General features: G+C 71.2%; 6 protein-coding genes and 1 pseudogene. 4 read left to right on the forward strand and 3 right to left on the reverse strand.

Annotation, left to right across the window (positions count from 1 at the left end):
• From minC to minE, 3 genes are all read left to right on the forward strand, one after another.
• Positions 1-416, forward strand: a 416-nt coding sequence (gene minC, locus OZN99_RS24660; RefSeq protein ID WP_270937891.1) for a septum site-determining protein MinC, incomplete at its 5' end; no start/stop codon positions are given.
• Positions 417-488: 72 nt separating this feature from the next.
• Entirely contained in the window at positions 489-1,307 is an 819-nt protein-coding gene (gene minD, locus OZN99_RS24665; RefSeq protein WP_270937892.1) for a septum site-determining protein MinD, read from the forward strand.
• On the forward strand, positions 1,307-1,597 hold the full coding sequence (gene minE / locus OZN99_RS24670) for a cell division topological specificity factor MinE (protein WP_270937893.1): 291 nt from the start codon (positions 1,307-1,309) through the stop codon (positions 1,595-1,597). The genes minD and minE overlap by 1 nt, the downstream gene beginning before the upstream one ends.
• Positions 1,598-1,664: 67 nt before the next feature.
• Here the strand turns inward: minE and OZN99_RS24675 are convergent, their stop codons facing one another.
• Entirely contained in the window at positions 1,665-2,834 is a 1,170-nt protein-coding gene (locus OZN99_RS24675; RefSeq protein WP_270937894.1) for a glycosyltransferase family 87 protein, read from the reverse strand.
• 31 nt (positions 2,835-2,865) lie between these two features.
• Positions 2,866-3,612 carry an SDR family NAD(P)-dependent oxidoreductase gene (locus tag OZN99_RS24680; protein WP_270937895.1) on the reverse strand — a complete coding sequence of 249 codons (747 nt, stop codon included), beginning with the start codon at positions 3,610-3,612 and terminating at the stop codon, positions 2,866-2,868.
• A gap of 139 nt (positions 3,613-3,751) precedes the next feature.
• Between OZN99_RS24680 and pobA the strand changes: the two genes are divergently transcribed.
• A complete protein-coding gene (gene pobA, locus OZN99_RS24685) occupies positions 3,752-4,945 on the forward strand; it encodes a 4-hydroxybenzoate 3-monooxygenase (RefSeq protein ID WP_270937896.1) in 1,194 nt (397 codons plus the stop codon).
• Positions 4,946-4,949: 4 nt separating this feature from the next.
• Here the strand turns inward: pobA and OZN99_RS24690 are convergent.
• Positions 4,950-5,257 (reverse strand): annotated as a pseudogene (locus OZN99_RS24690) (Tat pathway signal protein); the annotation flags it as partial.

Here is a 5,257-nt window from a genome sequence, read left to right on the forward strand (position 1 = left end):
CCGCCGCCACGCCTGCGCCCGCGGCTGCCCCGGCCGCCGAGCCGGTGCCGGCCCCGCCCGCCGATCCGCAGCCCCAGGGCCTGGCGCGGCCGGCCATGGTGGTGGACCAGCCCGTCCGTGCGGGGCAGCGCATCTGGGCGCAGGGCACCGACCTGATCGTGATCGGCACGGTGAACCCCGGCGCCGAGGTGATCGCGGACGGCAATGTCCACGTCTATGGCCGGCTGCTCGGCCGAGCCATCGCCGGCGGCCAGGCGGAGATGGGCGCGCGGGTCTTCGCGACGCATTTCGACCCCGAGCTCGTCTCCATCGCCGGCTACTACGCGGTGCGCGACGGGCTGGGCGAGGCGCCGATCGGCAAGGCGGTGATGGCCCGCCTGGTCGGCGAGCACATGAGGTTCGATCCGCTGGGCTGAACGCGGCGCGGCGGCCAGGTCTGGACATCGCGCGGCGGCGCCGTGCGGCAGGGGAATGGGCAGGGGGTTGTCATGGCAGAAGTGATCGTCGTCACGTCGGGGAAGGGAGGGGTCGGCAAGACGACCAGCTCCGCCGCCTTCGCCACCGGCCTCGCGCAGCGCGGCAAGAAGGTGGTGGTGATCGACTTCGACGTCGGGCTCCGCAACCTCGACCTCATCATGGGCGTCGAGCGGCGCGTGGTGTTCGACATCGTCAACGTCATCCAGGGCGAGGCCCGGCTGAACCAGGCGCTGATCAGGGACAAGCGCGTCGACACGCTCTCCATCCTCCCGGCCAGCCAGACGCGCGACAAGGATGCGCTGACCAAGGAGGGCGTCGGCCAGATCATCGAGGAACTGGCCAAGGACAACGACTACATCCTCTGCGACAGCCCCGCCGGCATCGAGAAGGGCGCCCTCCTCGCCCTCTACTTCGCCGACCAGGCGATCGTGGTGACCAATCCCGAGGTCTCCTCCGTCCGCGACAGCGACCGCATCCTGGGCGTGCTGCAATCCAAGTCGAAGCGCGCCGAGGACAAGAAGGACCCGGTGAAGGAACACCTGCTGGTCACGCGCTACGACCCCGCCCGCGTCGAGAAGGGCGAGATGCTGAAGCTCGACGACATCCGCGAGATCCTGGCGATCCCGCTGCTCGGCGTCATTCCGGAGAGCGAGAGCGTGCTGCGCGCCTCCAACACCGGCACGCCGGTGGTGATGGACGCCGAGAGCGTCGCCGGCCAGGCCTACAAGGATGCCGTCGGCCGCTTCCTCGGCGAGAAGGTGGAGCATCGCTTCCTCGAGCCGCAGAAGAAGGGGATCTTCTCGCGGCTGTTCGGCGGGAGGGCCGCCTGATGAGCTGGCTCGACTTCTTCAAGGCCCGCAAGCCGGAGCCCGCCAGCGCCTCCCAGGCGAAGGAGCGCCTGCAGATCGTCCTGGCGCATGAGCGCATCGGCCGCACGCGGGAGGATTTCCTGCCGAAGCTGCAGCAGGAGATCGTCGCCGTCGTCGCGCGCTACGTCGCGATCGACCCGGGCCGGGTGAACGTCTCGCTCGACCGCGGCGGGGACATGTCCACCCTGGCGATCGAGATCGAGATGCCGGGCCCGCAGCAGAACCGCCCGCGCCACGCGGCGGCGAGCTGAGGCGGTCCGATGACCGAAGGGCCGTCAGGCCCGCAGGTCTGAATCGGCCCGCCCCGAATACGAGGTCTCACCTGCGCTGCGGCGCGGCCCTGCCCCGCCGCATCGCCAGGCCGAGCAGCACCAGCGCCCCCGATGGCGCCGCCAGGCTGTCCAGCACGGGGAAGCCGGCCGGCAGCGCGCAGCCCAGCACGAGCAGCCAGGGCTCGTGGCGGGCGAAGCCGCGCTCCAGCCCGTCGCGCAGCAGGAAGGCGGCCGCGACCGTCAGCACCACCGCGTCGTAGATGTAGGCATAGGGCGTCACCAGGTAGGACGCCGCGGCCAGCGCTGCCGCCTGGCACGCGAAGGGCGCGCCGCGGCGCCATTGCCAGGCCAGCGCCGACAGGATCGCGGCCGCAGCGAGCAGTTGCGCCGCGAGCGCAAGGTCGGTGTCCCCGACAAGTCGGTAGGCGATGGCATAGATGGATTGCAGCTTGTCCCAACCCGCGCCGCCCTCCCGCAGGGCGCCGCCGGTCTGCGTCATGGAGGCCAGGAAGGCGCCCCAGATGCCGGGGCCGAGTAGCAGTGTCGGGATCGCCGCCAGCGCCAGCGTGGCCAGGCTGGCCGATACGAAGGCCTGCCAGCGCCGGCCGGCAATCAGGAACAGCGGGAAAAGCACGCCGAACTGCGGCTTGTAGGTCAGCGCGCCCAGGAACACGCCGGCCAGCCAGGGCCTGCGCTCCAGCAGGGCGAGGCACGCGGTCATCAGCCCCGCCGTCAGGAACCCGTTCTGCCCGGCGATGGCGCACCAGATCGTCGCCGGCGCCGCAAGCAGGGCCGGGATCAGGAAGCCCGGCACCACCAGCCGCAGCGCCAGCGCGAAGCCAGCCGCGGTGACCAGCGTCCAGAGCTGCCAGGCGATGGCGTAGGGCGGCAGCGCGAAGGGCGTGACCAGCAGCAGGAAGGCCGGCGGGTTGTGCATGGCGAAGTGGCCGTGGAAGTCGCGCCCGATCGCCGCCACCTGCACCGCCTTGTGCAGCGCCCAGTCGTAGGCGTCCGCGGCGCGACCCTCCAGCACCAGCCGCCCCGCGCTCCAGAAGGCGACGAAGTCGCCGGGCACCGGGTGGCCCTGCGCATCCACCAGCCAGCGCCGCGTCAGCGCGGAGACGGCCAGCACCAGCACATAGACCAGCAGCAGCGCGAAGCCGTAGAGCCGGATGCGCGCGCGCGCCGCCTCGGCGAGGGGCGGAGGGGCCGGCACGGCCCGGCGTCCCGCGGATCCGCGCCCTAGCTCAGATCTCCCACTGGAAGCCGTCCACGACGATATGCTGGCCGGTGATGAAGTTCGGCTGCTCGGCGGCCAGGAAGGCGACCACGCGCGCCACGTCCTGCGGCTTGCCGACGCGCTGCAGCGCGATCTTCTTCGCCAGCTCCGCGCCGCGGCTGCGGGTGAGCGTGTTGCCCACCTCCGTCTCGATGATGCCGGGGCAGACGGCGTTCACCGCGATGTCGGGCCCGAGCTCCTTCGCCAGCGCGCGCGTCATCCCGAGGATGCCCGCTTTGGCGCTGGCATAGGCGAACTTGCTGACTGCGCTGGTCACGCCACCCGTATGCGCGTTCAGCGAGGACATGCTGACGATCCGCCCGCCGCCGCCTTTGCGCATCAGCGGCACGAAGGCCTGGATGTAGTTGAAGCAGGACTTCAGGTTGATCGCGATGGTGCGGTCGAACTCCTCCTCCGTGCAGTCCAGGATGGTCTTCGGGTTCGACTTGCCAGCGTTGTTCACCAGCACGTCGCAGCGGCCCCAGGCGGCCTCGACCTCGGCCGCGATGCGGTGCGCCGCCTGATGGTCGGCGACATCGGCCTCGAAGGTCAGCACGCGGGCGCCCATGCCCTCCAGCTCGGCCCGGGTGCGCTGCATCTCCGGCGCCAGCAGGTCCACCAGCACCAGGTCGTGGCCGCGCTCCGCCAGGGCATGGGCGCAGCCGCGCCCGATCCCGCGCGCGCCGCCTGTCACCACCGCGACCTTGCGCATCATACTGTCCCTCTCCGACGTCCGATGCATCCTCGGCCGCCATTCCCCCGTTGCCAACATGACCACGATGAGCACATAGAGGGGCGAAAGTTGGGGCCCCAAACCATCGGCCCGGATCGCGACCCCCGGGGAGGATCAAGGCATGAGCGCGACACCGCTGCGCACCCAGGTCGGCATCATCGGCGCCGGCCCCTCCGGGCTGCTGCTGTCCCACCTGCTGCACCTCGCCGGCATCGACAGCGTGGTACTGGAGACGCGCTCCCGCGACTATGTGGAGCAGCGGGTCCGTGCCGGCCTCCTGGAACAGGGCAGCGTCGAGACGCTGACCGAGGCCGGCGTCGCCGACCGGCTGCACCGCGAAGGGCTGGTGCATCACGGGATCGAGCTGCGCTTCGACGGCGTCGGCCACCGCATCCCGCTGACCGACCTGACCGGCAAGGTCGTCACCATCTACGGCCAGCAGGAGGTGGTGAAGGACCTGATCGCCGCGCGGCTGGCCGCCGGCGCGCGGCGCGACCACGCGCCCATCCTGTTCGAGGTGGAGGACGTCGCCGTGCACGACGTCACCGGTGCGGCGCCGCGCATCACCTTCCGGCACGGCGGCGTCGATCACGTGCTGGACTGCGACTTCATCGGCGGCTGCGACGGCTTCCACGGCATCTGCCGGCCGGCCATCCCCGACCTCGCGATCTACGAGCGGGTCTATCCCTTCGCCTGGCTCGGCATCCTCTCGCGGTCGAGGCCAGTCTCGGAGGAGCTGATCTACGCCCGCCATGCGGAAGGCTTCGCGCTGGCGACCATGCGCTCCAACATCGTCTCCCGCCTCTACCTGCAATGCGCGCCGGACGAGGACCTCGCCCTCTGGCCGGATGAGCGCATCTGGGCGGAGCTGCATCGGCGCCTGGGCTGCGGGGCAGAGCTGGAGGAAGGCGAGATTTTCCAGAAGGGCGTCACGCCGATGCGCAGCTTCGTCTGCGAGACGATGCGCCACGGCCGGCTGTTCCTGGCCGGCGATGCCGCGCACATCGTCCCGCCGACCGGCGCGAAGGGCATGAACCTGGCGATCGCCGACATCCGCGTGCTGGCCCGAGGGCTGGAGCGGTTCTACGCGAAGGGCGGGACGGAGCTGCTGGACCGCTACGCCGAGATCTGCCTGCGCCGCATCTGGAAGGGCCAGCGCTTCAGCTGGTGGATGACCTCCATGCTGCACCGCTTCGACGGCGAGGACCCCTTCGAGCACCGCGTGCAGGTCGCGGAGCTCGACTACGTCTCCACCAGCCGCGCCGCGATGACGACGCTGGCGGAGAACTACGTGGGCCTGCCCTTCGAGGTGTAGCGCCTCACCGGAAGCCCATGTCGGTCAGCGCGCAGGTGTTCACGCGCCGGCGTTCCTGCGCCTGCCCGTCCATGAACACCACGCGCACGTCGTTCACGCATTGCCCGTTCGGCAGCTGCACCACCATGCGCTGCCCGGGCTGCAGCACGCTGGCGCCCAGCCGGTCCGGCCCCCAGGCGCTGTCCTGCGCCGAGGAGACATAGACCTCCCGGATCACGCGACCGCCCGTGTTGTTCAGCCGGAAGGACGGGTTGAGCGAGGCGGCCTGCGCGCCGCCCGCCGTGGCGCCCGCGGCGGCCGCGGCCCCGCCTG

This window comes from Falsiroseomonas oryzae (assembly GCF_027856955.1).
Taxonomy (GTDB): domain Bacteria; phylum Pseudomonadota; class Alphaproteobacteria; order Acetobacterales; family Acetobacteraceae; genus Falsiroseomonas; species Falsiroseomonas oryzae.